This window comes from Flavobacterium circumlabens (assembly GCF_004345565.1).
GTDB lineage: Bacteria > Bacteroidota > Bacteroidia > Flavobacteriales > Flavobacteriaceae > Flavobacterium > Flavobacterium circumlabens.
Window position 1 is genome coordinate 172,647 of sequence record NZ_SLWA01000008.1, and the last position, 26,055, is coordinate 198,701.

The following is a 26,055-nucleotide window of genomic DNA, read 5'->3' on the forward strand; positions in this document are numbered from 1 at the left end:
GTTTTTTTATTAGGATCGATGCTGTCTTCGGATCAGTGTTGCGTGTGCGAAGTCAAGAGACATTCACAGCGCATGCGATAAATTTAATATTTGTAAAGACCTTTCGGAAAATTGCTGTTTTTAGCTAGTAAATCATAATCTTATATTAGCTCCATTAGGATTGAAAAAACATACAATTGCTTTCATTTCATTATCGTTAAAAATGGGAATATTTTTGTATTTAGATCTAAGAAAATCAATTTTTATTTTCAGATCACTTAAACTTTCTTTTTTTATTTTCCCAAATTCACTATTAAAATAAGGATCCAAATATTTGTTAAATAAATATCTTCCATTATCATAATTTATTTTTTCAAAATCAGCACACTTTTTTTCTTCTAACAGTTTTCCGTTTATGTAATATGCATCATAAATTATCTTACCATTCCTGCTATATTGTTTAATTGACAAGTTATTGGAATCGTTAAACTCTAACTCTAAAATTAATTTTTCCTTATCATTATAGAACGTCCACAGCCCGTATGGTAATGTATCGTTTTTCATTTGACCAGATAGCAATAGTACACCGCTATTATTTTTAATTTTAACTTTTTCAATAGGTGACTTTAATTTTTCCTCACTGTTTGAACAGCTAATTAAAAACAAAACAAAAAACAAATTTAAATAAAATAAAATTTTCATAAATATTTATAGTTTAGGAGTTGCTATACTATTTGAGCTTAACTTGGCTGTTGTTGATGTTTTCGCACTTTCAGATGAGTGGTAAGTATTGTCTATGTTATATTTATCAGCAAATCTAAATAGGAAAGCGAGAAATTGATTTTTTTGACCAAAATTTATACTTTTATAATTGGAATTTCCCATGGTATTCTTTTCAAATCCTTTATTAGGAATGCCAGTACCTGTATACTGATCTTCTAAACTGAATTGATGACCTAACTCATGATTAATGACATTACTTATTCTTCTGACAGCCTCTCCTCCACCGTTAAAATCGTATCTTCCATTACTGTTCAATTTAGCACCCAAATTTTTAATGTCTAGTATCATCACTTGGCCTTCCAAATCAGTATAAGCTGGTGGGTTAATATTAGTCCCCTTATATGTTACAGCTTTTAATCTATCGTCCCCAAGTATTATAACGTAATCATTTGCTTTTATTTGCCCTAATGATGTAATCATTTCATAGGAAGTTTTTACTTTACTAGTTACTGTATAATTATAAAAAATCCCTCCTTTATTTACATTAACTTTTTTGCCTTTGAAATTCGTCAATCCTAATTGTGTTCCTGTTCCTGTGAGATCAGAATATGTTTTCATAATGTTGAGCTGAGCTTGTTCTATTACTTTTTCAAAGCCTTCTACCTTAACACCTGTTGCATTCAGAACCTTAAAATGAATATCTGTGTTAAAAACCATCGTTATTTTTGATGAAGTGCTATTTATTTTTTCAGAACTTGATACAGTAGTTGATATTTTCATCTCTAGTCCATCCAAGTCTATAGCCATAATTGGAGAGTTTCCGGCAAATTGATAAGGACTATAAAATGGATAATCTTTAGTTAGAGGATCTTGTGACAAGAATTTTCCAATTCTAGGATCATAAACTCTGAATCCGTAGTCATACTGTAATCCTCCCCCTTTAATTTCATCATCTTTTTCCTTTCCATTAAAACCATAGCGATACTCTTTCGAGCTTTCATGACGGTTTGGTACCAGCATTCCAAAAGAAGGGTGATATTTTTGCTGGAATAGTTAATATATGAAAGAACATAATGTAATTAATAAAAGATGTAAAGAAAGTCTTCAATTTCTTTATTGTAAAAATATACAAAATAACTTAACATTTGTAAATTAATGAAATTTGAAGTTTTGAATAATGTTATCATTTATGATTTTAATAATCGATTTTTTAAAAAAAAATAAAAAACAAGACATTTATTTAAAAAATAATATCATCAATCATTTTATCTAAAGTGTTACTTGGAAGTGTATTTAAGTAAGACATAGTGGATTTAATATCTTTATGACCCAAAGCTTCTTTAATAATATCTACAGAGATATTATTAAATTTCAGTATTGTAGCAAATGTATGTCTTGCACAATAGTAAGTGATGTTTTTGTGAATACCCAAGTCGTTGATGATTTTTTTAATAGGCTTGTTTATATAAAGTTTTAGGAATTTTTCCTTTCTGTTATTTATATAGGTTTTAGAATCTTGATTATTGTGAATGATATTGAATATATATAAAGAGTCAACAGGAGAGGCATATTCTCTAATTTTTTGTTTCCAGAAATCATTTAATTTAAAATTTACAATTACTCCTGTTTTACTTCTTTTATAAGTAATAGTCTCTTTATACAAGTCCCTTTTCTTTAATTGTATAAGGTCAATGAAATTAATGCCTCTTCCATAATAGCTTAGTAAAAACATATCTCTAGCAATAATATCATTGTTTTCAGATAAATTTGCTTTTTTCAGTAAATCGAGTTCTTCTTCAGACAAGTATTCTTTTTTACCACTTTCCTTAATCTTTGATACTTTGAATTTAGTAAAAGGATACATAGAAGCAGGAATGATTTCCCTCTTAATTGCTTTATTAAAAACCGATCTTAGAGTTCGAATTCTTATACCAATGGTGCTCTGGCTATTTTTATTGGCATTTAAAAAGGATTGGTATTTATAGATTGTATCTACAGATAAATCTCTAAAAGTGATCTCGGTTCTGCCCAAAAAGCGTTGTATTGATTTTAGTGTATCCTTTTCAATGCTACTAGTTGACAGCTTTCCTTCATTTTTAATTTCTTCAATTAAATTCTCATGAAAATAAGTATAACTCAAAGCTTTCTGTTTACCTGATTTCTTTTTGAATTCAGTTATGATATCTTTTATTGTAAATGGAGTTTCGTCCGATTCAAAATCATAAATTATTTCGTTAATTCGATTGGAATACTTCTCTATTAGTTCATTAATCTGTTTGTATTCTTTGTGCGTTTTTTTTAGTCGTTGGGTGTCAAAAGACCAATCTTCATATTTACATTTTTTATTAATTGATAAAGTAGAGTTTACCCGATCTTTAACAAAGGCGAGATTAATTGAGTATTCTGCTTGTGTATTTGTAGTAGCTTTTATTATAAATTTGTAAGAAATCATCTTGTTTTAAGGTTTAATTTATAAATTTGACGAATATTTGAAGATAAATTGCCTTATAATACTAGAAAAACATGTAAAAAATCGACGAACAATCGACGAACAAATCTACAAATATTATCATTTATAATGATATATTTTATAATTTAATTTTCATAAAACACTGATTTACAGATATAATAAGCAAAAATAAATTATTCTAAAATAACTTAAAACTGACTCATAATCAGGTGGTCCCTGGTTCGAGCCCAGGTGGGACCACAGTCAATTCTTCAGAAGCCTTATAAACATTTTGTTTGTAAGGCTTTTTTATTTTCAAGACGAAAATTTTGGTATCAAGTTATCTTATACTTTTTAAATTCTGCTGATTTTATTTCTTTCAATGGACGCTTTTCAACCATATTAAATTTTTATTAAATTTGCTAAAACTGTATTTTTTTCTGAAACCAAATAAGTAAAATTGCCGTATGTTTAACTAATACGATTTCGTTAAAGTGTTTTGTTTTAAAACTTTATTTTTTTTGTTTTAAAACTTGCATTTGAATGAAAATCTTATACATTTGTCAAGAATTTGAGCATAAAGCGTTGTTTTTGTGAGAATTGTAATAAGGAAAATGATTTTAATAATATATTATGCTGTTTTTCAGCAAATTAAAAATTATGAAGATATCAAAAACTATTTTTTTTGTGTTTTTTATAACCTTGATTAGTGTTTCAAGTGTTACTGCAGGTACTAATGCCCCTCCTAAGCCAGTAATGGCTAAATCGGCAGCTACACCAAAACCGCCTGGTGTTCCTATTGATCAGAGTTTAACATTTCTGATAATGGCTGCATTATTATTCGGAACCTATACTTTATACCAATATAATTTAAAAAGAAAAGCTTCAGTTTAAACTGAAGCTTTTCTTTTTAATAGAATTTTGTAACTATTTGTTTATAGAATAGAGTCTGGAAATGTATTTTCCTACGACATCAAATTCTAAATTAATTTTAGTTCCGATTTTAAAATCTTTGAAGTTGGTATTTTCAAAAGTGTAAGGAATTATGGACACGCTAAATTCATTTGTTTTTGAATTTACGACCGTAAGACTTACTCCGTTTACCGTTATAGATCCTTTTTCTATAGTGATGTTATTTAAGTTTTTGTCGTATTCGAAAGTGTAATTCCAGCTTCCGTTGGCTTCCTGGATGTTACTACAGGTTCCTGTCTGGTCTACGTGGCCTTGTACAATATGTCCGTCAAGACGATCTCCGAGTTTCATTCCTCTTTCCAGATTTACAATATCATTGACTTTCCAGTCGCCTATATTGGTTTTCAGGATCGTTTCATCAATTGCCGTTACGGTATAAAAGTTGTCTTTTATAGCAACAACTGTAAGGCAGATTCCGTTATGTGATACGCTTTGATCAATTTTTAATTCATTAGTGAAAGAAGATTCAACGGTGACATGAAGGTTGCTTTGTTCTTTTTGTATTTCGTGAATCCTTCCTAGGGTTTCTATAATTCCTGTAAACATTGTTGTTTTATTTTACTAAATTTGCACATCAAAATTAGTAATAAATAAACTGAGCACATGAATAAAAAAGCAGAAAATATTATTGTTGGAATTTCAATAGGAGATTTAAACGGTATTGGAAGCGAAGTTATACTGAAAACATTCGAAGATTCCCGCATGTTAGAACTGTGTACTCCGGTTATTTTTGCAAATGCCAAAATACTTTCGTTCGTAAAAAAAAGTGTTACCTCTGCCATTCAGTTTCACGGAGTGGATAAATTAGATCAGGTTGTGCCCGGAAAAGTCAATGTCTTTAATCTTTGGAAAGAAGGTGTTGATGTTAACTTTGGAGTCAATGATGTGAAAACGGGGGAATATGCGATAAAATCTTTTGTGGCGGCAACCAAAGCCTTAAAAGAGGGACAGATTGATGTTTTGGTTACGGCTCCTGTAAATAAGTATAATATTCAGTCTGAAGAATTTAAATTTCCGGGGCATACTGATTATCTGGATCAGGAACTGGAAGGAAATGCGCTGATGATGATGGTTCAGGATAATCTTAGGGTGGGTCTGCTTACGGATCATGTGCCTCTGAATGAAGTTTCATCACATTTGACAGAAGAATTGATTACGCGAAAAATAGAAACGGTAAGAAAGTCCCTAATAGAGGATTTTAGTATTGTAAAGCCAAAAATCGCTGTTTTGGGATTAAATCCACATGCAGGAGATGGTGGTGTAATCGGTAAAGAAGATGATTTGATTCTAAAGCCTGTCCTGAAAAAAATATTTGAAAAAGGAACCATGGTTTTTGGTCCATTTCCGGCAGATGGCTTTTTTGGAAGCGGCCAATATGAAAAATATGATGCTGTCGTGGCAGCTTATCATGATCAGGGACTTATTCCTTTTAAAACATTATCATTCGGAAAAGGGGTGAATTATACAGCAGGTTTAAACAAGATCAGAACTTCGCCGGATCACGGTACAGCCTATGATATTGCTGGGAAAGACATCGCAGATTATAATTCATTTAAGGAGGCCGTTTATCTGGCAATTGATATTTTTCGCTCTCGTAATCTGTATGAGGAGATTAGTCAAAAACCTCTTAAAATAAAAGAAAAACAGTTATAAACAAAAAAAGGTGAATAAGATTATTAGTTTTATAATAATTTTATATCTTTGCACCCCAATTCAGGTATCTGAGTTTTAGATAGCGATTGGACAAATTGATGTTGAAATGAGCAAAACAAAAGAATTTTTAATTCCTTTCGCAGGATTAAAGCTGGGAAAACACCATTTTGAGTATCAAATAAGTAATGCGTTCTTTGAGAACTTTGATTACGACGAATTTCAAAGTTCGGATATCAAAGTAAATTTAGTTTTAGATAAGAAAAGCAACATGATGGAGTTGGATTTCAAACACAAAGGAACAGTAAATGTGCCTTGTGATCTGACAAGCGAAGATTTTGATTTGCCCTTAAAAGGAAAAATGAAATTGATTGTTCGCTTTGGAGATGAGTTCAACAATGATAATGAAGAGTTGTTGATTTTGCCACACGGAGAGCATGAAATAGATGTAGTACAATACATTTATGAAATGATTGCACTTTCGGTGCCGCTAAAACGGGTTCATCCAGGAGTAAAAGACGGAAGTTTACAAACCGAAGCCTTGACAAAACTGAACGAACTAACAGTAAAAGAACAAAAACAAGAGAGTAAACAAGAAGAAGATATTGACCCGCGTTGGGACAAATTAAAAAAACTATTAACGGATAAATAATATAGTAAAATGGCACATCCTAAGAGAAAAATCTCGAAAACAAGAAGAGATAAGAGAAGAACACATTATAAAGCTACTGTAGCTCAAATCGCTACATGTCCAATTACTGGAGAAGCACATTTATACCACAGAGCTTACTGGCATGAAGGTAAAATGTATTACAGAGGGCAAGTTGTTATCGATAAATCTGTAGCGGTTGCTTAATACGTTTTTGTAAATAATACTGGAACTCTCACATAGTGAGAGTTTTTTTTGTTGGTTATAACTTTCGTTTTTTAAGAAAACAGATACAAATTCGCTTTGTTTTTTTTTGTAATTTTCAAGTCTTTTAAAAATTTTTCAAATAGAAATATTTGAAAGGAAATAATAGAATATAATGAATACAATCACAGCCGCAATTACCGCTGTTGGAGCTTATGTTCCTGACTTTGTGCTTTCAAACAAAGTATTGGAAACAATGGTTGATACCAATGACGAATGGATTACCACTCGTACCGGAATAAAAGAAAGAAGAATTCTTAAAGATGCTGATAAAGGAACATCTTTTCTTGCCATAAAAGCAGCACAGGATTTAATAGCGAAAGCTAACATTGATCCGTTAGAGATTGATATGGTTATAATGGCAACAGCCACAGCAGATATGCCGGTAGCCTCTACAGGAGTTTTTGTTGCAACAGAAATTGGCGCTACAAATGCATTTGCATACGATTTACAGGCTGCATGTTCCAGTTTTTTATACGGTATGTCTACCGCTGCAGCTTATATACAATCAGGACGTTATAAAAAAGTACTGTTAATTGGTGCTGATAAAATGTCGTCAATTGTAGATTATACAGACAGGGCAACTTGTATTATCTTTGGTGATGGAGGCGGAGCCGTTTTATTCGAACCAAATTATGAAGGTTTAGGTTTACAGGATGAATATTTAAGAAGTGATGGTGTAGGACGCGATTTTCTGAAAATCTCTGCCGGAGGTTCTCTGATCCCGACTACATTAGAAACAGTTCAGAACAAACAGCACAATATCATTCAGGACGGAAAAACTGTTTTTAAATACGCAGTGACTAATATGGCAGATGCCAGCGAATTGATTCTGAAAAGAAACAATTTGACTAATGAAGATGTAAATTGGCTAGTGCCGCATCAGGCTAACAAACGTATTATTGATGCGACGGCAAGCAGAATGGAATTGGAAGATTCTAAAGTATTAATGAATATCGAAAGATATGGTAATACAACTTCAGCTACATTGCCATTAGTATTAAGCGACTTTGAACACTTGTTTAAAAAAGGAGATAATATTATTTTCGCCGCTTTTGGTGGTGGATTCACTTGGGGATCTATTTACCTAAAATGGGCTTACGATAAAAAATAAATTAAACTAAAATCGAATCATTATGGATTTAAAAGAAATTCAAAACCTAATCAAATTTGTTGCAAATTCGGGAGTTGCAGAAGTGAAGTTGGAAATGGATGATGTAAAAATCACTATCAGAACAACATTGGAAACAAATGTAACAGAAGCTACTTACGTGCAACAATTACCTGCTCAGCCTGCATTGCAGCAAGCAGTTGCCCCTCAGCAAACAGCTCCGGTTGTTGTAAATGTTAACACTGAAGCACCAGCTGTGTCAGAGGATTCTAAATATATAACTATAAAATCTCCAATAATTGGAACTTTTTATAGAAAACCTTCTCCGGACAAATCCGTTTTCACTGAAGTGGGAAGTACTATTGCAAAAGGTGATGTTCTATGTGTAATTGAAGCAATGAAATTATTCAACGAAATCGAATCAGAAGTTTCAGGTAAAATTGTAAAAATTCTGGTAGACGATATGTCTCCTGTAGAATTTGACCAACCTTTATTTTTAGTTGATCCATCATAAATAAATTTAGATTTTAGATTTTAGGTTTTAGAAGGATTCACAATCAAAAATTTGTTAATCATCTAGAATTATCTAATTATCAAATTGTCTAATTATCTAATTAAAATAAGATGTTTAAAAAAATATTAATTGCGAATAGAGGAGAAATTGCACTTCGTGTAATTCGTACATGTAAAGAGATGGGAATTAAAACTGTAGCAATTTACTCTACAGCCGATGCTGAAAGTCTACATGTTAAGTTTGCTGACGAAGCGGTTTGTATTGGACCTCCTCCAAGTAACTTATCGTATTTGAAAATGTCAAATATCATTGCTGCTGCAGAAATTACCAATGCAGACGCAATACACCCGGGTTATGGATTTCTTTCTGAGAATGCTAAATTCTCAAAAATTTGTCAGGAACACGGAATCAAATTTATTGGTGCTGCACCGGAAATGATTGATAAAATGGGTGATAAAGCTTCTGCCAAGGCTACGATGAAAGCTGCAGGAGTTCCATGTGTACCAGGTTCCGAAGGATTATTAGAATCTTTCGAACAGACACAAAAATTAGCTAAAGAATTCGGTTACCCGGTGATGCTTAAAGCTACTGCAGGTGGTGGTGGAAAAGGAATGCGTGCTGTCTGGAAAGAAGAAGAGCTTTTGAAAGCCTGGGAAAGTGCACGTCAGGAAGCTTCCGCAGCATTTGGAAATGACGGAATGTACATGGAGAAACTTATTGAAGAACCACGTCATATCGAAATTCAGGTGGTTGGAGATTCATACGGAAAAGCATGTCACCTTTCAGAAAGAGACTGCTCGGTACAACGTCGTCACCAAAAACTTACTGAAGAAACTCCTTCCCCTTTCATGACCGATGAATTGCGTAATGCAATGGGAGCAGCAGCCGTAAAAGCAGCTGAGTTCATTAAATACGAAGGAGCCGGAACAGTAGAATTTTTGGTTGACAAACACAGAAACTTCTATTTCATGGAAATGAATACCCGTATTCAGGTAGAGCATCCGATTACAGAACAAGTTATTGATTATGATTTGATCCGTGAGCAGATTATGGTAGCAGCCGGAATTCCAATTTCAGGAAAAAACTACTTACCGGAACTACACGCTATCGAATGTCGTATTAATGCTGAGGATCCTTATAACGATTTTCGCCCTTCACCGGGAAAAATTACTACGCTTCATATGCCGGGAGGTCATGGAGTACGTTTAGATACACACGTTTATTCAGGTTATACGATTCCGCCAAATTACGATTCGATGATTGCGAAGTTAATTACAACAGCACAATCACGTGAAGAAGCCATTAGCAAAATGCGAAGAGCTTTAGATGAATTCGTTATCGAAGGGGTGAAAACTACAATACCTTTCCATAGACAATTAATGGATGATCCGAGATATATTGCAGGAGATTATACCACTGCATTTATGGATACTTTTAAAATGAATCCAATAGAATAAAGATAAAGGCTGTCGATTTCGACAGCCTTTTTTCGTTTACAGCCTTTTTTTTAAACCCGACAGGTTTTAAAACCTGTCGGGTTTCTGATCGTAAATACCGAAGTAAACACTTTTTGTGTATACTTTTTACACACTATTTCGTAATAGTATACAGTTTTTTACAGTTCTAAATTTTGGCACATTTAGCTTAATGCTTTGTTTTAAAGGGCTTAAGGGGTTTGTTGGGCGATTTTGAAGTTGCGGCACAATAATTTCATTATCTAAAGCGTAAAACAACTATTAAATAATTTAAATATATACATTATGAAAAATTTATTTTTATCAGCCGCAATCGTTTTGGGAGGTTTAACTTCATTTGCTTCAACTTCTCCGATAACTACTACAATCGTAAAAACAATCTCAGTTCAGGATGAATATACTGAAATCAAATTAGAAGAATTGCCAGCTGCAGTTACAGAAGCTTTGAAAAAAGCATACCCGGATGCAGTACTTTCTAAAGCATACAAAAATGCAAAATCAGAATACAAACTGGACGTTACCGTAGGAGACAAAACAGGTAATCTTTTCGCTAACGCAGACGGAACCTGGATTAAAAAATAATTTAGTGTTCCCGTGAAAATTCAAATCAAGAATACTAAGATCAAATTAACAATATTAAAATATAACTACCATGAAAAATTTATTTTTATCAGCCGCAATCGTTTTGGGAGGTTTAACATCATTTGCCTCAACCTCGCCAATCACAAATACAATCGTAAAAACAATCTCGATTCAGGAAGAATATACTGAAATCAAATTAGAGGAAGTTCCGGCAGCAATTACTGATGCTCTTAAAAAAGCATATCCGGATGCAGTACTTTCCAAAGCATATAAAAATGCAAGTTCGCAATACAAACTAGACGTTACAGTTGGTGATAAAGTAGGATCTCTTTTTGCAAATGCAGACGGATCCTGGATCAAAAAATAACCAACTTAACTAAAAAACTATAGATTATGAAAAAATTAATTTTATCTGCGGCAATAGTTCTGGGAACTATGTCAATGCAGGCTGGAAACACTTATGTTAAAAGTGCTGTTATTCAGTCAGAAATCACACAGGACGAATATAAAGAAATTGATGCTGTTCCGGCAGCTATTAAAACAGCTTTAGATAATGCTTACCCTGGAGTAAAGCTGGAGAAAGCTTATGTTAACGAAAAGAAAGAATACAAAATTGACATTATTGTAAGAGAAGAAAAATCTACTGTTTACACGGATGCCAAAGGAAATATTCTTAAAAAATAAACTAATTATCAATAACCCACAAAACAATCATTATGAAAAAGTTACTAGTATCAACAGCAATCGTTTTAGGAAGTTTAACTGTTAACGCAGCTACAGCTCCGGTAATAAAAACTTCAGTGAATCAATCGGTAACAATTCAGGATGAGTTTACTGAGGTTAGTGCAGATGCTGTTCCGGCAGCCGTAAAGTCAACAGTTGAAAAATCTTTTCCGGGTACAAAACTTGAAAAAGCGTATGTAAACGAGAAGAAAGAGTATAAACTTGAAATCTCTAAAGGAGATAAAAAATACACCGTATTCACAGATGCTGCAGGAAACATCATTAAAAAATAAATAAGATGAAAAAGATAGTTTTATCAGCAGCAATCGTTTTAGGAAGTTTGTCTATTTACGCCACATCAATGGTACATTCAGAAGAAGTAAAAATTGAGGCAGAGTACCAGACTGAATATACGGAGATCGGAGCAGATACTGTTCCGGTGCCAGTCAAAAAAGCACTGGAGACTGCTTACCCGGGTGCTAAATTGGTTAAAGCTTACGTAAACGATAAAAAAGAATACAAATTAGATATAGCAGTTGGTGACCAAAAGGCTACTGTTTACTCAGATGTCAATGGCAATTGGTTGAAAATATAATTAGGTGAATTAGATTTATGTTTTTGGTGAAAAAGAGATTGTTTAAATAACAATCTCTTTTTTTTTGCAAAATTTTGTGAAAATACAAGTTTAATAGTATTATTTTAGCAAAAAAGTACCAAAAAGCAAATGCCAAAGATATTACTAATAGAAGATGATATTTCATTCTGCAAATTATTAGAGAAGTTTCTGATAAAAAAAGAGTATGAAGTTATTGTTGCTTTTTCAGCAGCAGAAGCCCGGTTAGCAATTAAAAATCAATCTTTTGATTTGATTTTGACGGATCTTCGTTTGCCTGATTCTGATGGCATTGGACTGATGGCTGAATTTAAGGCCTCCAACCCTGAAACACCTGTAATATTGATGACAGGCTATTCGGATGTAAATACGGCGGTAAAAGCGATCAAAAACGGTGCTGCCGACTATATTTCCAAACCGTTTAATCCGGATGAGGTTTTGCTGGTAATTACAAATGCGTTACAGACTCCGCAGACAGAAGCTCCCGCCAAAGAAAAGAAACCAATTAGGAAACCAAATAATACAAGCGAAAACGAATTTGTAAAAGGAATTTCTATTGCTTCCAAAAAACTATTGGACCACATTCAATTGGTCAGCCCTACCGATATGTCGGTTTTGATTATTGGAGAAAGTGGGACAGGTAAAGAAATCATCGCGAAAAGTATTCATGAGCAAAGTAACAGAAAAAACAATAATTTTATTGCTGTTGATTGTGGTGCCATTCCGAAAGAACTGGCGGCAAGCGAATTTTTCGGACACCTGAAAGGATCTTTTACCGGAGCAATCAGCGATAAAATGGGCTATTTTGAAGCCGCTAACGGAGGAACTCTTTTCCTGGATGAAATAGGGAATCTTTCTTATGAAAATCAGATACAGCTGCTAAGAGCACTTCAGGAAAGAAAGATTAAACCCGTTGGAAGTAATAAAGAAATAAACGTCGATATCAGAATCATTACGGCAACTAATGAAGATTTACGCGAAGCAGTCAAAAATGGTGATTTCCGTGAAGATTTATACCACAGGATTAATGAGTTTTCGATTCAGTCTCCTTCACTGACCGACAGAGGAGAAGATTTGATGGTTTTCGCCGATTATTTTCTGGAGAAAGCCAATCAGCAATTAAATAAGGAAATTATCGGTTTTGCACCGGAAGTAGTCCAGATTTTTCAGAACTACAGCTGGCCCGGAAATTTACGTGAACTTCAGAATTGCGTAAAACGTGCCACTTTATTGTCTCGAGGCGATTTTATTGAAAGTGACGTATTGCCGGCCGAATTTTTTCAGATTCAGAAGCAGCAAACTGCGACAGGGAATTTCTCCTTGTCCGATAACGAGAAAGAAACTATCATTCATGCGTTATCAAAAGCACAGAACAATAAATCCGAAGCCGCAAAAATGCTTAAAATTACCAGAAAAACACTTTACAATAAATTAAAGCAGTACAATATAGATTAAACGATTTCCTGTTTTAAAGAGGTGAACAGGATCTCCGTTTTGGTTTTTAATTTTTCCAAAACACCTTTCAGATCCTCCTTTTTATATTCCTCTTTCTCTAACGCTTTTAGAATATTCGCAATTTCATTCGACTGAATCTGCTTAAACATGGGCGCAATTCTGTGGGCAATAGCACCAATTTGCGCGGTGTTGTTTTCAATAATAGCAGTGTCTAAATAAACCAGATTTTCTTCTGTACTCTCAATAAAGGAGTTTATAACATCCTTTAAGGATTCATTGTCATTTCCTAAAAACTCTTTCAGGGTTTCTAAGGAATAAAGTTGTGTATAGGAAATTTCTTCAATAGGTTTAATTGCATCCATTGGAAGAGGATTGTGCGCTAAAATTTGATGAATTGTTTCCAATAACACTTTTGGCGAATAGGGTTTTTTAATAACACTTGTAAACCCGGCATTGCTGTAAACAGAAAAATCCAGATCGGTTCGTCCCGTCAGTGCAATAACCGGTTGGTTTTTGAATGTAGTAGTATTGGTGCTTTTTAATTTTTCAATAAACATAAAGCCATCCATTTCCGGCATCTGAATATCGGTAATGATAAAATCGAAATTGGTAGTAGCAATAGTGTCTAATGCTTTCGATGCCCTGTTGAAAGATAAAACATGATGTTTTTCCTGTTTTAAAACCCCGCTCGTTAAATTCAGTAGATTAATATCATCATCAATTACAATAAAAGTCTGTTTTTTCATCTTAGTGAAAACGGGCTGCTTTTTAATTTCTGGAGGAGTATAGGGACTATTGTCAAATAATAAGGGAAGTCTGATTTCAAAAGTACTTCCTTCTCCAAAAGTACTTTCAAGGGTTAGATTTCCTCCCAGAATTGTTATTATTTTTTGACAGATCGAAAGACCAAGACCGGTTCCTCCATATTTTTTTTCGATGTTTTCGTTGGCCTGGGCAAATTCCTCAAAGACCAGTTGTTGATTTGCTTTTTCAATTCCGATTCCGGTGTCTTCTATGGTAATCACAAAAAAAGCATCATCACTCACATAAGAACTGATTTTTATAAAACCTTCTTCTGTAAATTTATATGCATTTCCCACAAGGTTGGTCAGGATCTGTTTCAGACGAAACGGATCTCCGACAATCTTGCTGTTCAGTTTTTCATCAACATTAATAATAAGATCGATGTTTTTGTTTTTATAAACAGTCTGTATATTTCTGGCTGCATCCTCAATCACTTCCGGTAACACGAAAGGTACTTTTTCGATGCTGATTTTTCCGGCTTCGATTTGAGAAAAATCCAGTAAATCCTGAACTAACTGTGAAATATATTCAGAGGAGTTTTTTATGTTTTTAACGAAATACGATTGTTTGGTATTGACATCCGAATTGCCCAAAAGTTCGGTGTAACCTACAATGGTGCTCAAAGGTGTTTTTAAATCATGGCTCACGGTCGAAATTAGCTGTTCCCGGCTTTTAAGCAGGTTTTTGGTTTTGAAGTTCGCAATTTCCAGCTGTTTTTTGTAAAGCTGTGATTTGGAGTAATCACTCACAATTAAGATAGAGAAGAATACCGTTAAAAACAGCCCGATAATAGCAGAAACCGTTACAATTTCGTTGACTTTTTTAAGTGATTTTTCTTTTAGTAAATTGTTTTTTATCGAGTTAATGATAATTTCTCTTTCAATAATACGAAGTACTTTCCGGAGTTGTTCCGATATGGCAATTTCATTTTTAAGCAGTTTGTTTTCTTCGAAATTCAGGGATTCCTTTTTCTTTTCTGCCTTTAGTTTTACGTTGCTCAACAGCTTTTTCGAATTGGCCAGAATAGAGTCAGAGGCTTGTTTGCTCAGCGTATTAGTGCTGTCGTCCGGAATATTCTGATTCAGGTAATCGACATATTTCTGGAGCACATTTCGTTGGTAACTGCCTAAATCATTCGGATTTTTGTTAAAATCCCGTAGTTCTAATTTACGCAGTTTAAACTCCATTTTAGTAATTTCGTTAATAGCCGTATTCACCGAAACTTCATCCTCGGCTTTGCTTTTTATGGCTTTTAACTGTTTTATATTATCTGTTTTTTCAGATAAGAAATACGTGACACTATCTAATAATACTTTCTGATATTCGGTAGTGACAATTTGTTTTAAGGTATCTATTCTGGATTTTAAGGAATCCGTTTCGATCAGGTAACTTTTAAAATCATTTTCAGAGTTGGTCTGAATCGTTTTTCGGGCCAGACTTTCCGTTTTGTATACATTCGAAAAAAGCTTACTCACTCGTAGGATTTTCGTTTTTTCCAAGGCGATTTTATCTTCCAGTTTATTGTAAACAGCATTTTCAGAATATAAAAACCATCCAACAGTAACTACTAGTCCCAGCAATGCAATATAACTGAAGAGTACTTTGAACGGCATGTAACTTTTTTTACTCTCCATAAATGATAGCGCGTAGGTGTTGAATGTTTTATGTAATTGAAACTCTCGCAATTTATTTAAATTTTTCCCTTTTTAGAAATATATTTTAGACTAATATTTTATATAATTAAAAGTTGTGGAAAACAAAATAGCTGCAGATTATATAAATCTACAGCTATTTGGATGAAAATACATCTAAATTGTATTATCGTTTAGAAATCACTTAAAATTCAGGGTTTCAATTGAAATCTGACTAAAGGGTTTCTTTTAACCATTTAAAGAATTCACCTTGCCAAACCTGAGCATTCTGAGGTTTTAAAACCCAGTGATTTTCTTCCGGGAAATAAAGCAAACGACTTTTAATTCCTCTTAACTGGGCTGCCTGAAAAGCTTCTTGTCCCTGTCCGATTGGTACACGGAAATCTTTTCCTCCCTGAACAATTAAAATGGGCGTATTCCAGTTTTGTGCCAGACTTGCAGGGTTGAAAGTAGTATATGTTTTTTGTGCCACAGCATTGTCTTTTTCCCAGTAAGCACCACCGAAATCCCAGTTGTTAAAGAAAACTTCTTCTGTCGTTCCGAACATACTTTGTGTATTGAAAACACCATCATGCGCGATAAAAGTCTTGAAACGTTTGTTGTGAATTCCGGCTAAATAAAACACAGAATATCCTCCGTAACTCGCCCCGACACAACCTAAACGGCTTTTGTCAACATAGCTTTCTTTGGCAACATCATCAATGGCAGACAAATAATCGTCCATCACCTGTCCACCCCAGTCTTTACTGATTTGCTCGTTCCATTCTACTCCGTGTCCCGGCATTCCGCGACGGTTGGGAGCCACGACCACATATCCTTTAGCTGCCATTAAGGAGAAATTCCAACGGTACGAATACGATTGTGTCAATGCAGACTGTGGCCCACCCTGACAATACAATAGGGTTGGATATTTTTTGGTGGCATCAAAATTGGGTGGTAAAATTACCCAAACCAACATTTTCTTGCCGTCCGTAGTCGTTACATAACGTTTCTCTGTTTTGCTTAAAGTAAGTGTTTTATAAGTTTCTGTATTGACGTTCGACAATTGTTTCCAGGTATTTTTCTTTAAATTATAAGAAAAAATCTCAGCCGCATGATTCATATCCGTTCTGGTCACAATAATATCATCACCGGAAAAACCAACCAAATCATTCACGTCAAAATCACCATTCGTTAACTGACGCACCGTAATGGCAATTCTTGTCAAACCAGGGAAATTAACCGTAAAAAGCTGTTTGGTACCATCAACCGGTGCCACAAAAAATACATTTTTCCCATCTTTACTCCAGATGAAATGGTCTACAGTGCCATCCCAGTTTGCCGTCAGGTTTGTTTTGATTCCTTTAAAATCGACAATAATATCGTTTTTGTCTGCTTCATAACCATCGCGTTTCATTTGCAGCCAGGTCAGATTTCCCGTTGGGGAAAATTGCGGAGCCATATCGTAACCTAAGTTGTCCTCGGTTCTGTTGACTGTTTTCTGAGTCTCTAAATTGTACTCGTAAATGTTGGTGTTGGTAGAAATGGCGTAGGCAGTTCCCGCTTTTTTCTTGCACACATACAAAATGCTTTTCCCATCAGGAGACCAGATATAATCTTCGTCGCCGCCAAATGGTTTCTGCGGACTGTCAAAAGTCTCTTCTCTTAAAATATCAATTCCGGCCGCGCCTTCTTTGTTTTCCTTGTAAAAAACGTGATTGAATTTACCTTCATTCCAGGTATCCCAGTGGCGGTAATCCAAACCATCGTAAATCTGAGCATCAGATTTGTCAAGGTTTGGATAAAAATCTTTTCCTAAAACTTTATCAATTTTCACCTCTTCATTGTACACCAAAAATTTTCCGTCAGGCGAAACATTTTTGTCTTTCAACACGTCTTTAGTGTCTTTGATTTCAGTTGCATTTCCGCCATTTACGGGTAAAGTGTAAAATTTAGAATGCGATTTGTTTTCCTCGATCGAAGGGGTAGTAACCTTAAAAACAACATTTTTTTCGTCTTTCGAAAGGCCAAGCGGTGTCACTCTTCCTAATTTCCATAACAATTCCGGTGACATTACATTCTGTCCGATAGCGTTTAAACTCATCATTATTAAGGTTGTGAATAATACTTTTTTCATAATTGATAATCTAATTTTTGAGGAGCTAAAAGTACGAATTTTAAATTCCAATCCCGAAGCCTCGGGATAAATTCCAAATTCCAATTATTGTTAAAACTTTTAATTGTTCTGTCACCCTGAGCGGAGTCAAAGGCTTCTGGAAATAAAAGGGGCTTCTACTTCGCTTAGCCTGACATGTGTTTAAAACCATATAAGTGATGTAAGTTTCATTTAAGCATGAGGTTTGTTTGTTTTGATAGTTATTGAGATTGTGACCCTGAGCGGAGTCGAAAGCTTGTGGAAATAAAAGGGGCTTCGACTCCGCTCAGCCTGACATCTGTTTTAAAAAAAACTCTTAAATGAACTTCCATTACTTATATGGTAAAACAAAAAATCTGTATTTTTATAAAAAATTGATTCATGGAATTAAGTTACTGGGAGCTTAAAAATTGGTTCACGGATGTGGATTATACGATCGTGGGCAGCGGCATAGTGGGTTTGCATGCAGGCCTGCGCTTACGCGAAAGATTCCCAACAGCAAAAATCCTGGTTTTAGAAAGAGGCATGCTGCCGCAGGGTGCCAGTACAAAAAATGCGGGTTTCGCCTGTTTCGGAAGCCTTTCTGAAATTATGGAGGATCTGAAAACGCATTCAGAAGAAGATGTGGTCCAGCTGGTTGAAAAACGCTGGCAGGGTTTGCAGCTGCTTCGAAAAAGATTGGGAGATGCTGCAATGGATTTTAAGCCACATGGCGGATATGAAATTTTTCTGAAGGAAGATGAAAGAGGTTTCACAGATTGTCTGAGTAAATTGCCCTTTATAAACGAGATACTAAAACCACTTTTTAAAGCGGATGTTTTTAGCAAGGAAGTAGATCGTTTTGGTTTTGAAAACATTCAGGACTATTTGGTTTTTAATCCGTTTGAAGCGCAGCTCGATACCGGAAACATGATGCAGGAATTGCTGAAACAGGCTGTTGCCGCCAATATTCTGATTTTGAATCAGCAAACGGTAACCTCTTATCTGGATACAGGTAATGATGTCGAAGTGGTATTGGGTGATTTTAGTTTTACGTCCAAAAAGATACTTTTTGCAACAAATGGGTTCGCCAATACGTTAACAAAAGGAGCCGTGCAACCGGCAAGGGCTCAGGTTTTAATTACAGAGCCTATTCCGAACTTAGATATCAGGGGGACTTTTCATCTGGATCGGGGGTATTATTATTTCAGGAACATCGGCGATCGTATTTTACTGGGAGGAGGGCGCAACCTTGATTTTGAGACCGAAACCACAACCGAATTTGGTCAGACCAAAATTGTGCAAAATAAATTGGAGGATTTACTTAAAAATGTAATTTTACCAAATCAGGAATTTCAGATTGCCCACCGTTGGAGCGGTATTATGGGCGTCGGAAACAGTAAAACGCCTGTGGTTACACAACTGACTGAAAACGTGTTTTGTGGAGTGCGTTTAGGCGGGATGGGGGTAGCAATAGGAAGTTTAATAGGAACAGAATTAGCAGATTTAATATAATGGCAGTCAAAAAACCAGCACCAAAAAAAACAACCGCAAGTAAACCGAAGCCTAGAACAGCTTCAAAGAAATCAAATCGTTCTTTAGGAGAAAAAGTGAAATGGTTTTTTATCAAATTATTTCTATGGTTCTTCGGACTCTCCATTGGGTCGGTCATCTTTTTTAAATATGTACCCGTACCTTTTACGCCATTGATGGTAATTCGGGCAATCGAAAATAAAATGGGTGGGAAAGAAGTATACTTTGATCATGACTGGGAACCGATTGACAAGATTTCGATGAATTTGCAGAAAGCGGTTATTGCCAGTGAAGACGGCACTTTTTTATACCACAATGGTTTTGATTTTAAGGCACTTCAAAAAGCCTATAAAAGCAATGAGCGTGGCCGCAGGATTCGCGGTGGAAGCACCATCTCACAACAAACGGCCAAAAATGTGTTTTTATGGCAGGGAAAAAGTTATTTCCGTAAAGGTTTAGAAGCTTATTTTACCGTTTTAATAGAAGTCATCTGGGGCAAAGAACGGATCATGGAAGTGTACCTGAACAGTATCGAAATGGGTGATGGGGTTTATGGCGCCTATGCCGCTACGGAACATTGGTACCGACGTGATGCTTCGAGTTTAACAGCCATGCAGGCTGCCGGAATTGCAGCTATATTGCCCAATCCAAGAAAATTTAAAGCAACAGGATCGTCCAGTTATATCAACAGACGTAAAGAAAGAATAGTTCGTGAAATGCGCGCCGTTGGAAAAATAAATTACAATGGGAAATAAAAAAGCGCTTTTTGTACTGCTGCTATTGACATCGGTATTCACTTTTGGACAGGGAAAAACGAGTGAAATCGGTTTTATCACAGACAATGATTTATATACATCTTCTAAAAATGATATGTATTATACCAATGGTTTAGAGCTGTTTTATCGCTTTTTGTCAAAAAATGGGAATTCGAAAATCAATAAGAAAATAACGGAGTTTCGGGTGGGTCAGTATATTTACAATCCGAGATACATTAATATTGAAGCCCGGAATAATAACAATCGCCCTTTTGCCGGTTATCTTTTTGCCGAGGCCGGCCGGAGTTTTTTCTATAACAGTGAGTCGGTTTTAAAAACAGATTTTCAGTTGGGTTTTGTGGGACAAAATTCTTTGGGGAAGGAAATGCAGGAAGCTTTCCACCATGTCATTGGATATAAAAATGTGTATGGTTGGGAAAATCAGATTCATAATGCTTTGGGTGTCCAGGCACATGCGCTGTATTCGAAGAAATTATTTCCAAGACGCCATAACGATTTTATTGATCTCCATTTTCAGTCGGAAGGAAATCTGGGGACTATTTTTACAGGTGTTTCCACCGGTTTTCTGACCCGGATTGGTTTTAAGAAATTGCTTCCGCTGTATGATTCTAATTTACATGACGCGTCAGTGAGTGCTGTACTGCCGTATACGGTGAGAGAATTTTATTTTTATGCGATACCGAGTGTTAATTATCAGTTTTACGATGCTACAATCGAAGGAAGCTTATTCAATAACGAAAGTCCTGTGACTTTTGATTTGGAGCCGCTTCGTTTCAATGCTGAGTTTGGCCTGAAATACCGTCACGATAACTTCAATTTTTCGTACGCTTTTATTTACCACGGAAGAGAATTGGACAGCCATGAAATAACAGGCTCTTTTTATGGCTCGATCCGTCTTTCGTATCTGTTGAACTAGCCCTTTTTTTAATATGGGAAAGAGGGATTAAATTTTAAATCGTTTAATTATTTTCTTCTCCTTGTTAAAATCTACCTCCAGAGAATCACTGGATATTTTTTTGATCATCAGTCCGTCCACAAGATCGTTTTTTCTCAGGCGAAACATTTTCGAATCAATTTTCAGGATGACCATTTCTCCACGCGAATCTTTTATATAGCCGTGATAAGAGATAGCAGGCCATACAATCAAATGTTTCATTGTTGGTGCGGCTGTCGCTTTTTTAACTACAGCCCCCGAATGGTTAGGATTCGGGACATATTGTCTTTGCGGACGGGCAACCACTTCCTGAACCTGCTTGTTCAGGAAAGGGTCTCTGGATACGTTTTCTAAGGCAAAAGTATCTTTATTAATCTGGTTGAATTTTACTGTAGCGGATCCCGCGGAATTGTTAACCGCTAATTCTTTAGAAGTAAAAAAACGGTTGATCGTTTTGTAAAAAACAGAACCCCATAGCCCTAGGACAACGACGATTAAAATTATATTTATTTTTTTCTTGACCATCTCTGTACTAAATTACGGTGAACTTAAAGGGTACGCTATAGGCACTTACATTTCCGGCCGCATCTGTCGTTTTAATTCTCCAGTAATAATCTCCTAATGTGGTAAAAATACGCTGATAGGATGTACTCGCATTATTAGTCGGGAAAAGAATGGTCGTAAAAGTACTGGTGTTGGAAAATTCTATCGTGTACAAAAGAGGAGACTGGATTGTTCCGGTATCCGTAGGAGAAATCCAGGTAAAAGTAGTCGACACATTATTGGTAATAATAGCATTAACAGCCGGAAGGGAATTGACAGGCACAGCCGGTACAACGGTATCGATGAAGAAATTCCTCGAAGAGAACTGAGCAGTCTGACTCGTGCTGTTAATTCCTCGTACCTTCCATTGGTAATTGGCGTCTTTGGTTAAATTGGTGCTGTTTAAAACAACGGATGTTTCGGTAGTGCTTTCGGCTTTATAGACTGATTCGCTGGTGGTCGTGTTAATGACTTCAACAGAATAGCTGGTAGCAGCTGCCAGGTTTTGCCATTTGATCGTCAGGTCTGTACTGTTTTTATACACATTGTTGTCCGGACTTGTTAATACAACCTGCTGATTGCTTAAGTCATCGGTTGTGACCATAGAAAAGTTGGAAAGTGCGGAATAGTTGGATTCGTACGCAAAGTTTTCCCCTCTTACTTTCCATTGATAACTTCCGGTTAACAAAGGAATATTCAGGCTGGTTTTGGCTACTAAAGAGTCTACAACAATAGTTTCATTGAGGTCCAATACCTGCAAGCGGTATTTTTTGGCTCCGTCAAGTTCATTCCATTGAAAATTAACGACATTACTTTCAATCGTAGTGTCGTCTTTTGGAGATACCACTTCAATGATATCATCTGAAATGTCTTCTTCAAAAACATCTTCGCAGGACACTAGAAGGAGAACGAAAAGGAACGGTATAATTTTATTTAGTGTTTTCATAATTTTGAAAAATCATTTTTAAATGTAAAACTTCAGAAGTATTGTTTTTTTTAACGGTGTAAAAATTCATGCTGACCATTCTCGAAAAATCAAATTTTTTCTCAAAATCATAGCCTAAGGCCAGCAGCTGGTTGCAATTTCCGGTAACGTCAAGCTGGTTGCTGATGATCCGGTAATTTTCATCAGAAAAAACATGTGTCGGCTGCAAATCATTGATAGAGACCTTAGGGTTTTCGGTAGAAGCAAAACTTATGATGCCCTGCTGTACCATCTCTTTTGTGATCCCTTCTTTTCCGATGACACGATCCAGATACTTGATTTCTTTGGTTAAACCCTCTGTGTTATTGGCTTTTTTGTTGATCTCATTCGTTTTTTCAGACAGAGTCCTGTATTCGGTGATGACCTGAAATAAAGTATGAAATGATCTTTTGTAGGCCGTTATCAGGAGCATCACAAAGACCAGTGCCAGTGCCGTAAATTTCTTTTTATAGGAATATTTCTCAAACATCTTTTATCGTGATTTTTATTTCAAATTGAGATTTATTTTTCTTGTCTTTTTTGAAACTGATGATTTCAAAATTTTTAAGCCAGCTCATCTTTTTTAATTTTTCCATCCAGTTGTTGAACGAAGTTTCATTAAAAGTCTCGCCTTTGATGACAATTGATTTGGCTTCAAAACTAATTTTCTGAGTGGCTTTTACTTCTTTGCTGACCGGAATAATATTCAGACCCGTCAAAGAAATGTCACCCGGAATTCCTTTTATAATTTCATAACTGTAAAAAGACAGAAACTTCGAGGATAAAAATCCCGACTCATTTAACAGCTGTTGTTTGTTTTCTTTTTGTTTTTCCAGATCCAGGATCAGTTGATACGATTGACTGGAATATACGTTCTGAAGATTGAGCTCCGCATTTTTGGAACCGTAATATTGGATCAGCAGATAACTCAAAAGAAGACTCGATAAAAAACCGACTAGCATGGTAATCCCCAGGATATGGAATGCTTTTTTATAAATAATTTCCTCTGTGCTTAAAGTTTCGTTAGTTGTTTTCGAAACTTCTTTCTGCTGAATAAAAAAGTGAACGATAATTCCGTAGAGCGGAAGAAATTGATTTGAAATAACTTCTTTCCCAATCGTATAGTTCTGTTTTTGTACCGGTTCTGCCTGTTTGGTAAATTGAACAAGCTTGCCATTGTCAAATTCTAACAGTAAATCGTTTGACGTTAGCGTCTCTTTTTTTACCGCATCATATAACAATGCCGCTAAAAAAGAACCGATGTAAATATCCGCTACCTGAAAACCTTTTTTAAGGAATTTATCCGTAATTTCATTGACGATGTTTTTCCTGCAAAAACTCATGAAATTACTGTCCGAGCCAATGATGCTGGTATGGTAAATCGATTCAAAATCAATGTTTTTGTACCAGTTAACATCACTTTCCGTATTGAAATCTATTTCTTTATTTAAAATACCTTTTCCGTCAAGAGCCAGAAGCACCGGAATCTTAAGATCGATATTTTGGGCAACTTTTTCAAAAGTATCGAAAGAAGTACTGCTTACAATATCTATTTTGTTTCCTTTTTTCTTCACAGTAAGTACATTATAACTTTCCTCATCCTCTTTTTTGATGATTCCAATTACATGTAAGTTGTTTAGCTTTATTATTTTAGATAAAAATGTAATCATTAATATACCACTGTTGGTTTAATAAAAATGTGCAATTTCGAATTGGTTTTTGCTTTTTTCCTGCTGCTGAAAAACCATTTAATAATCGGTATTCTCGATAATAAAGGAGTTCCTGATCCGGCATCTTCTTTTTTCAGTTCATCCAGACCGCCCAATAATATCATTTCGCCATTTTTGACACGAACCAGAGATTCAAATTTCTGTGTTGCTTTTCCGGGAGGTGCTGTTTCTCCGGCTCTTCCAAGGAAAGAACTTTTTTCGACCACAATGGTAAGCGTTACATTTTCGTCTATTGAAACAAAAGGTTTTATGGAAAGACTTAAATTGGCATCTGTAGATTTCCACGTACCTGAATTTAAGATGTCATTCCCAATGTTGCTGTTTATTAATCGGTTGCTTTGTTCGAAATAATAACTGGTTTCCCCAATAGATAATTTTGCCTCATGACCACTGATGGTCGCAATTTTCGGAGTTGATTCTACCTTTACAATTGAGTTGTTTTCCAGTAATTTCAGATTCAGGTAAAAAGCCTCTGTTACTTTTCCGAGTTTGAAGATTCCGAAACCATTAAAGGCCTCGATCAGACTGTTTACCGAAGTTGAATTGACCGTTACATCTGTCGAAGGAAATAAGGTTCCGCCCGTCACTTGTTTGTTGATTTTATCGAGTCCGGCTTTCATTCCGGTCTGCACATCATGCGATTTATTGTATTGTACAATGATCACTTCAATCTGTACCATCGGTACCACTTTGTCAATCTGTTTGATGTAGATCTTTAATTCTTCGAGTATCGATTTCGATCCCGAAGCCACCAGACCATTCAATTCGACAAATTCCTTGATTTCCAGTTTCTCCGAAAATACTTTTGGCAGCGAAGCCAGTACCAGTTCGATCGATCTGTTTTCCAGTTGAATGATTTCGGTAGCTCTCAATCCTTCGGCACCTTCATCTCCGATTAAATATAAATTATCCTGTTTTTTAAAGGTGTATTTTTTCCCTTTGAAAATATGAAATAACAATTCGTCAAAGGTGATGTTGTCGGCAGAAAGCGTTGTTTTTTCGTTATCCGGTTTTGTTGTACAGGAAATAATTAACGTGTAGTTTCTCGGCTGCTTCTGTTAGTAAATCGGAAGCGTCAGCGATATAGGCCTTTACAGACAACAAGCCGTTTTTATTTACAGTTACTTCATAATAACCGGGAACTCCGGCACTCGATTTAGCCTGTTTTGCTTTTTGTGTAGCACCGTTCACGGTAACGGCTCCGTCTTTGTTTTTTTCGATGAAGTAAAATCCGTTTTCGTCTTTGGTCGCAATCAGATCATTCGATTTAGACATCATTTCGATCACCTGATCAAAAGGACGGTTCAGGATATAGGAAGAAACGCGAAGACTTTTTACGTCAGGAGATAAAACTAAATTTTTACCTGATTTGTCAATAATCGCTTTTGCAACAGCCGACAAGGTGTCGTTCTCTAATTTAACCGATAAGAAATCGTTTTGGGAGTTGTAGCTGACATCAATAACCTTCGGTACTTTTTTCTCTACGATGGTTACCGTTTTCCTTTTTTTGAAAATAATGATATTGTTCGTAAATGTAACTTCCAGATCGTATTTCTGTACCAGGTGAATGAATACATCTTTTACGGTTACATCAAAAAAGTTGTTGGATACCGGCTGATTTAATTCGGTATCCACATCAATGTTCAGCTGGTGTTCTTCGGCTATAGAAGAAATGAAATCATGAAGTGTTAATCCTGAAACGTCTATTTTAATGGATTCATTAAGTCCCTTTTTCTGGATGGAAAGGTCGTCCAGTTTCTTGCTTAGTTCGTTGATGTCTTGTTGTGCAATAATACTATTTGTAAAAAACAGTACCATAATTATGTAACCTAATTTTTTAAACATTT

The 26,055-nt window shown here is 35.3% G+C and carries 28 protein-coding genes; 16 read left to right on the forward strand and 12 right to left on the reverse strand.

The window, feature by feature from the left end:
• Positions 1 to 132: 132 nt before the first annotated feature.
• From EV142_RS18335 to EV142_RS18345, 3 genes are all read right to left on the reverse strand, one after another.
• On the reverse strand, positions 133 to 681 hold the full coding sequence (locus EV142_RS18335) for a hypothetical protein (RefSeq protein ID WP_132037299.1): 549 nt from the start codon (positions 679 to 681) through the stop codon (positions 133 to 135).
• 6 nt (positions 682 to 687) lie between these two features.
• Complete coding sequence (locus EV142_RS18340) at positions 688 to 1,722, reverse strand: RHS repeat-associated core domain-containing protein (RefSeq protein ID WP_132037300.1); 1,035 nt, start codon at positions 1,720 to 1,722, stop codon at positions 688 to 690.
• A gap of 220 nt (positions 1,723 to 1,942) precedes the next feature.
• A complete protein-coding gene (locus EV142_RS18345) occupies positions 1,943 to 3,154 on the reverse strand; it encodes a site-specific integrase (protein ID WP_132037301.1) in 1,212 nt (403 codons plus the stop codon).
• A gap of 657 nt (positions 3,155 to 3,811) precedes the next feature.
• Between EV142_RS18345 and EV142_RS18350 the strand changes: the two genes are divergently transcribed.
• Entirely contained in the window at positions 3,812 to 4,045 is a 234-nt protein-coding gene (locus EV142_RS18350; protein WP_132037302.1) for a hypothetical protein, read from the forward strand.
• A 33-nt stretch (positions 4,046 to 4,078) separates the two neighbouring features.
• Here EV142_RS18350 and EV142_RS18355 read toward each other — a convergent pair whose 3' ends face one another.
• Complete coding sequence (locus EV142_RS18355; protein WP_132037303.1) at positions 4,079 to 4,669, reverse strand: riboflavin synthase; 591 nt, start codon at positions 4,667 to 4,669, stop codon at positions 4,079 to 4,081.
• A gap of 57 nt (positions 4,670 to 4,726) precedes the next feature.
• Between EV142_RS18355 and pdxA the strand changes: the two genes are divergently transcribed.
• The 12 genes from pdxA (at position 4,727) to EV142_RS18415 (ending at position 13,159) form a co-directional block, all read left to right on the forward strand.
• Positions 4,727 to 5,776 (forward strand): 4-hydroxythreonine-4-phosphate dehydrogenase PdxA, encoded by a 1,050-nt coding sequence (gene pdxA / locus EV142_RS18360; RefSeq protein ID WP_132037304.1) that lies wholly within the window; start codon positions 4,727 to 4,729, stop codon positions 5,774 to 5,776.
• 106 nt (positions 5,777 to 5,882) lie between these two features.
• On the forward strand, positions 5,883 to 6,425 hold the full coding sequence (locus EV142_RS18365) for a YceD family protein (protein WP_132037305.1): 543 nt from the start codon (positions 5,883 to 5,885) through the stop codon (positions 6,423 to 6,425).
• Positions 6,426 to 6,434: 9 nt separating this feature from the next.
• Positions 6,435 to 6,629 carry a 50S ribosomal protein L32 gene (gene rpmF, locus EV142_RS18370; RefSeq protein WP_007137315.1) on the forward strand — a complete coding sequence of 65 codons (195 nt, stop codon included), beginning with the start codon at positions 6,435 to 6,437 and terminating at the stop codon, positions 6,627 to 6,629.
• Between the two features lie 172 nt (positions 6,630 to 6,801).
• Positions 6,802 to 7,800, forward strand: a complete 999-nt coding sequence (locus EV142_RS18375; RefSeq protein WP_132037306.1) for a beta-ketoacyl-ACP synthase III — start codon at positions 6,802 to 6,804, stop codon at positions 7,798 to 7,800.
• Positions 7,801 to 7,822: 22 nt separating this feature from the next.
• Positions 7,823 to 8,311: an acetyl-CoA carboxylase biotin carboxyl carrier protein gene (gene accB, locus EV142_RS18380; protein ID WP_132037307.1), complete on the forward strand. Its 489-nt coding sequence runs from the start codon at positions 7,823 to 7,825 to the stop codon at positions 8,309 to 8,311.
• Between the two features lie 110 nt (positions 8,312 to 8,421).
• Positions 8,422 to 9,768, forward strand: coding sequence for an acetyl-CoA carboxylase biotin carboxylase subunit (gene accC / locus EV142_RS18385; RefSeq protein WP_132037308.1), 1,347 nt, complete (start codon positions 8,422 to 8,424; stop codon positions 9,766 to 9,768).
• Between the two features lie 303 nt (positions 9,769 to 10,071).
• Entirely contained in the window at positions 10,072 to 10,368 is a 297-nt protein-coding gene (locus tag EV142_RS18390; RefSeq protein WP_132037309.1) for a hypothetical protein, read from the forward strand.
• 70 nt (positions 10,369 to 10,438) lie between these two features.
• Positions 10,439 to 10,735 (forward strand): hypothetical protein, encoded by a 297-nt coding sequence (locus EV142_RS18395; RefSeq protein ID WP_132037310.1) that lies wholly within the window; start codon positions 10,439 to 10,441, stop codon positions 10,733 to 10,735.
• Between the two features lie 26 nt (positions 10,736 to 10,761).
• Positions 10,762 to 11,052: a hypothetical protein gene (locus EV142_RS18400; protein ID WP_132037311.1), complete on the forward strand. Its 291-nt coding sequence runs from the start codon at positions 10,762 to 10,764 to the stop codon at positions 11,050 to 11,052.
• Positions 11,053 to 11,084: 32 nt separating this feature from the next.
• A complete protein-coding gene (locus EV142_RS18405; protein ID WP_132037312.1) occupies positions 11,085 to 11,384 on the forward strand; it encodes a PepSY-like domain-containing protein in 300 nt (99 codons plus the stop codon).
• Positions 11,385 to 11,389: 5 nt separating this feature from the next.
• Positions 11,390 to 11,686 (forward strand): hypothetical protein, encoded by a 297-nt coding sequence (locus tag EV142_RS18410; RefSeq protein ID WP_132037313.1) that lies wholly within the window; start codon positions 11,390 to 11,392, stop codon positions 11,684 to 11,686.
• A gap of 129 nt (positions 11,687 to 11,815) precedes the next feature.
• Entirely contained in the window at positions 11,816 to 13,159 is a 1,344-nt protein-coding gene (locus EV142_RS18415) for a sigma-54-dependent transcriptional regulator (protein WP_132037314.1), read from the forward strand.
• On the opposite strand, the gene EV142_RS18420 is transcribed toward EV142_RS18415, so the two are convergent.
• Positions 13,156 to 15,576 (reverse strand): ATP-binding protein, encoded by a 2,421-nt coding sequence (locus EV142_RS18420; protein ID WP_238698757.1) that lies wholly within the window; start codon positions 15,574 to 15,576, stop codon positions 13,156 to 13,158. The genes EV142_RS18415 and EV142_RS18420 overlap by 4 nt on opposite strands.
• Positions 15,577 to 15,829: 253 nt before the next feature.
• Positions 15,830 to 17,731, reverse strand: a complete 1,902-nt coding sequence (locus EV142_RS18425) for a S9 family peptidase (RefSeq protein WP_132037316.1) — start codon at positions 17,729 to 17,731, stop codon at positions 15,830 to 15,832.
• A gap of 399 nt (positions 17,732 to 18,130) precedes the next feature.
• Between EV142_RS18425 and EV142_RS18430 the strand changes: the two genes are divergently transcribed.
• From EV142_RS18430 to EV142_RS18440, 3 genes are read left to right on the forward strand one after another with little or no spacing between them, the layout of a single operon-like run.
• Positions 18,131 to 19,243 carry an NAD(P)/FAD-dependent oxidoreductase gene (locus EV142_RS18430; protein WP_132037317.1) on the forward strand — a complete coding sequence of 371 codons (1,113 nt, stop codon included), beginning with the start codon at positions 18,131 to 18,133 and terminating at the stop codon, positions 19,241 to 19,243.
• On the forward strand, positions 19,243 to 20,016 hold the full coding sequence (gene mtgA / locus EV142_RS18435) for a monofunctional biosynthetic peptidoglycan transglycosylase (protein ID WP_164502540.1): 774 nt from the start codon (positions 19,243 to 19,245) through the stop codon (positions 20,014 to 20,016). The genes EV142_RS18430 and mtgA overlap by 1 nt, the downstream gene beginning before the upstream one ends.
• On the forward strand, positions 20,006 to 20,953 hold the full coding sequence (locus EV142_RS18440; RefSeq protein WP_132037318.1) for a lipid A deacylase LpxR family protein: 948 nt from the start codon (positions 20,006 to 20,008) through the stop codon (positions 20,951 to 20,953). The genes mtgA and EV142_RS18440 overlap by 11 nt, the downstream gene beginning before the upstream one ends.
• Before the next feature lie 27 nt (positions 20,954 to 20,980).
• Here EV142_RS18440 and EV142_RS18445 read toward each other — a convergent pair whose 3' ends face one another.
• Genes EV142_RS18445 through EV142_RS24450 form a run of 6 tightly spaced genes read right to left on the reverse strand, consistent with a single transcriptional unit; the run spans position 20,981 to position 26,053 of the window.
• Positions 20,981 to 21,496: a hypothetical protein gene (locus tag EV142_RS18445; protein ID WP_132037319.1), complete on the reverse strand. Its 516-nt coding sequence runs from the start codon at positions 21,494 to 21,496 to the stop codon at positions 20,981 to 20,983.
• Positions 21,497 to 21,503: 7 nt separating this feature from the next.
• Complete coding sequence (locus EV142_RS18450) at positions 21,504 to 22,460, reverse strand: hypothetical protein (protein ID WP_132037320.1); 957 nt, start codon at positions 22,458 to 22,460, stop codon at positions 21,504 to 21,506.
• Positions 22,444 to 22,968 carry a hypothetical protein gene (locus tag EV142_RS18455; RefSeq protein ID WP_132037321.1) on the reverse strand — a complete coding sequence of 175 codons (525 nt, stop codon included), beginning with the start codon at positions 22,966 to 22,968 and terminating at the stop codon, positions 22,444 to 22,446. The genes EV142_RS18450 and EV142_RS18455 overlap by 17 nt, the downstream gene beginning before the upstream one ends.
• Entirely contained in the window at positions 22,961 to 24,148 is a 1,188-nt protein-coding gene (locus EV142_RS18460) for a PilN domain-containing protein (protein ID WP_132037322.1), read from the reverse strand. The genes EV142_RS18455 and EV142_RS18460 overlap by 8 nt, the downstream gene beginning before the upstream one ends.
• Positions 24,148 to 25,167 (reverse strand): type II secretion system protein GspD, encoded by a 1,020-nt coding sequence (locus EV142_RS24445; protein ID WP_238698756.1) that lies wholly within the window; start codon positions 25,165 to 25,167, stop codon positions 24,148 to 24,150. The genes EV142_RS18460 and EV142_RS24445 overlap by 1 nt, the downstream gene beginning before the upstream one ends.
• 43 nt (positions 25,168 to 25,210) lie before the next feature.
• Complete coding sequence (locus EV142_RS24450) at positions 25,211 to 26,053, reverse strand: hypothetical protein (RefSeq protein ID WP_238698755.1); 843 nt, start codon at positions 26,051 to 26,053, stop codon at positions 25,211 to 25,213.
• Positions 26,054 to 26,055 lie beyond the last annotated feature (2 nt).

Bases quoted from the DNA above. Each gene is read 5' to 3' on its own strand.
- EV142_RS18410 (WP_132037313.1), top strand. From the start codon at position 11,390: ATGAAAAAGATAGTTTTATCAGCAGCAATCGTTTTAGGAAGTTTGTCT.
- EV142_RS18420 (WP_238698757.1), bottom strand. From the start codon at position 15,576: ATGCCGTTCAAAGTACTCTTCAGTTATATTGCATTGCTGGGACTAGTA.
- EV142_RS18345 (WP_132037301.1), bottom strand. From the start codon at position 3,154: ATGATTTCTTACAAATTTATAATAAAAGCTACTACAAATACACAAGCA.
- EV142_RS18430 (WP_132037317.1), top strand. From the start codon at position 18,131: ATGGAATTAAGTTACTGGGAGCTTAAAAATTGGTTCACGGATGTGGAT.
- EV142_RS18405 (WP_132037312.1), top strand. From the start codon at position 11,085: ATGAAAAAGTTACTAGTATCAACAGCAATCGTTTTAGGAAGTTTAACT.
- pdxA (WP_132037304.1), top strand. From the start codon at position 4,727: ATGAATAAAAAAGCAGAAAATATTATTGTTGGAATTTCAATAGGAGAT.
- EV142_RS18400 (WP_132037311.1), top strand. From the start codon at position 10,762: ATGAAAAAATTAATTTTATCTGCGGCAATAGTTCTGGGAACTATGTCA.
- EV142_RS18445 (WP_132037319.1), bottom strand. From the start codon at position 21,496: ATGGTCAAGAAAAAAATAAATATAATTTTAATCGTCGTTGTCCTAGGG.
- mtgA (WP_164502540.1), top strand. From the start codon at position 19,243: ATGGCAGTCAAAAAACCAGCACCAAAAAAAACAACCGCAAGTAAACCG.
- EV142_RS18350 (WP_132037302.1), top strand. From the start codon at position 3,812: ATGAAGATATCAAAAACTATTTTTTTTGTGTTTTTTATAACCTTGATT.
- EV142_RS18335 (WP_132037299.1), bottom strand. From the start codon at position 681: ATGAAAATTTTATTTTATTTAAATTTGTTTTTTGTTTTGTTTTTAATT.
- EV142_RS18460 (WP_132037322.1), bottom strand. From the start codon at position 24,148: ATGATTACATTTTTATCTAAAATAATAAAGCTAAACAACTTACATGTA.
- EV142_RS18450 (WP_132037320.1), bottom strand. From the start codon at position 22,460: ATGAAAACACTAAATAAAATTATACCGTTCCTTTTCGTTCTCCTTCTA.
- accB (WP_132037307.1), top strand. From the start codon at position 7,823: ATGGATTTAAAAGAAATTCAAAACCTAATCAAATTTGTTGCAAATTCG.
- EV142_RS18425 (WP_132037316.1), bottom strand. From the start codon at position 17,731: ATGAAAAAAGTATTATTCACAACCTTAATAATGATGAGTTTAAACGCT.
- EV142_RS18340 (WP_132037300.1), bottom strand. From the start codon at position 1,722: ATGCTGGTACCAAACCGTCATGAAAGCTCGAAAGAGTATCGCTATGGT.
- EV142_RS18415 (WP_132037314.1), top strand. From the start codon at position 11,816: ATGCCAAAGATATTACTAATAGAAGATGATATTTCATTCTGCAAATTA.
- EV142_RS18355 (WP_132037303.1), bottom strand. From the start codon at position 4,669: ATGTTTACAGGAATTATAGAAACCCTAGGAAGGATTCACGAAATACAA.
- accC (WP_132037308.1), top strand. From the start codon at position 8,422: ATGTTTAAAAAAATATTAATTGCGAATAGAGGAGAAATTGCACTTCGT.
- EV142_RS18440 (WP_132037318.1), top strand. From the start codon at position 20,006: ATGGGAAATAAAAAAGCGCTTTTTGTACTGCTGCTATTGACATCGGTA.
- EV142_RS18375 (WP_132037306.1), top strand. From the start codon at position 6,802: ATGAATACAATCACAGCCGCAATTACCGCTGTTGGAGCTTATGTTCCT.
- EV142_RS24450 (WP_238698755.1), bottom strand. From the start codon at position 26,053: ATGTTTAAAAAATTAGGTTACATAATTATGGTACTGTTTTTTACAAAT.
- EV142_RS18455 (WP_132037321.1), bottom strand. From the start codon at position 22,968: ATGTTTGAGAAATATTCCTATAAAAAGAAATTTACGGCACTGGCACTG.
- EV142_RS18390 (WP_132037309.1), top strand. From the start codon at position 10,072: ATGAAAAATTTATTTTTATCAGCCGCAATCGTTTTGGGAGGTTTAACT.
- rpmF (WP_007137315.1), top strand. From the start codon at position 6,435: ATGGCACATCCTAAGAGAAAAATCTCGAAAACAAGAAGAGATAAGAGA.
- EV142_RS18365 (WP_132037305.1), top strand. From the start codon at position 5,883: ATGAGCAAAACAAAAGAATTTTTAATTCCTTTCGCAGGATTAAAGCTG.
- EV142_RS18395 (WP_132037310.1), top strand. From the start codon at position 10,439: ATGAAAAATTTATTTTTATCAGCCGCAATCGTTTTGGGAGGTTTAACA.